The 1,430-nt window shown below is 68.0% G+C and carries 2 protein-coding genes; one reads left to right on the forward strand and one right to left on the reverse strand.

Annotated features, from left to right (window positions below):
• Positions 1-701 (reverse strand): transposase (locus AB0B91_RS65965; protein ID WP_358343217.1); only part of this gene is annotated, 701 nt, incomplete at its 3' end.
• 153 nt (positions 702-854) lie between these two features.
• Here AB0B91_RS65965 and AB0B91_RS65970 point away from each other — a divergent pair.
• A partial coding sequence (locus AB0B91_RS65970) for an O-methyltransferase (protein ID WP_358343218.1) occupies positions 855-1,430 on the forward strand: 576 nt, incomplete at its 3' end.

The raw sequence follows: 1,430 nt of genomic DNA on the forward strand, positions 1-1,430 counted from the left end.
GCCCGGTTCGCGGAGCCCGTCTCCTTCTTGGCCAGGTTCCGCTGCGCCTTGGCGAGTGCGGCCCGGTCGCGGCGCTCATGCTTCGGGTTGACGACTTTCTCACCGGTGGACAGCGTGAGCAGGCTGTCCAGGCCGGCATCGACCCCGACGGCCGGGCTCGGCGCCGGAGCCTGCTCGATCCGGTCGTCGCACAGCAGCGACACGAACCAGCGACCGGCCGCGTCCTGCGACACGGTCACCGTGGACGGCTTCGCGCCCTCGGGAAGCGGCCGGGACCACACAATGTTCAGCGGCTCGGCCATCTTCGCCAGGGTGAGCCGGCCGTCGCGGTAGCGGAACCCGCTGGTGGTGTACTCCGCCGACCGGCGCGACTTCTTCTTGCTCTTGAAGCTCGGGTACCGGGCTCGTTTGGCGAAGAAGTTGGTGAACGCGAATTGCAGGTGCCGCAGGGCCTGCTGCAACGGCACGGCCGACACCTCGTTGAGGAACGCCAGGTCGTCAGTTTTCTTCCACGCGGTCAGCATCGACGACGTCGCGTTGTAGTTCACCCGTTCTTGGCGCAGCGTCCACGCCTCGGTGCGGGCCTGCAACCCCATGTTGTAGACCAGCCGGACACACCCGAACGTGCGGGCAAGCTCGCAAGCCTGCTCGGAGCTCGGGTAGAAGCGGAACCTGAACGCCCGTTTCACAGCCCTGGCCATGGCTCACAACCTAGCAAGATAGCCAGTAAGCTTTACGGTGACATGTGGGTGGACACCCATCCGCCTTGGCGCGGATCGGCCTTTCCTGTCCCGACCTGCAAGAGTTCCGTTTGCTCCCACGGCTAAAGCCAGGGGTTTCCACGGAGGTTTTCGATGACCACCAAGTCGATCCCGCTCACCTCGGAACTGCACGCGTACCTGGTCTCGCGCGGTGCGCCGCCGGACGAGATCATGCGGGACCTGGCCGAGGAGACCCTCGCGGCCCTGCCGAACGACGCGCAGATGCAGGTCGCGCCGGAGCAGGCCGCCTTCCTGACCTTCCTCACCCGGCTGCTGGGGGTACGACACGCCGTCGAGGTGGGCACGTTCACCGGCCTCTCGTCGCTGGCCATCGCCCGAGGGCTGCCCGAGGGCGGGCGGCTGACCTGCTTCGACATCTCGGAGGAGTTCACCGGGATCGCCCGGCGCTACTGGGCCCGCGCCGGCGTGGACGACCGCATCGAGCTACGCATCGGCCCGGCCGGCGACACGCTGCGCGAACTGCCCCACGAGCGGCACCTGGACTTCGCGTTCATCGACGCCGACAAGACCGGCTATCCGATCTACTGGGCGGAACTGGTGCCCCGGATGCGCCCCGGCGGGGTGATCGCGGTCGACAACGTGCTGCGCGGGGGCCGGGTGATCGCCCCGCAGAACGCCGACGACCGGGCCATCGCCGCGTTCAACGAC

Origin of the sequence: Nonomuraea sp. NPDC049141, assembly GCF_040648415.1 — a bacterium.
Lineage (GTDB): Bacteria > Actinomycetota > Actinomycetes > Streptosporangiales > Streptosporangiaceae > Nonomuraea.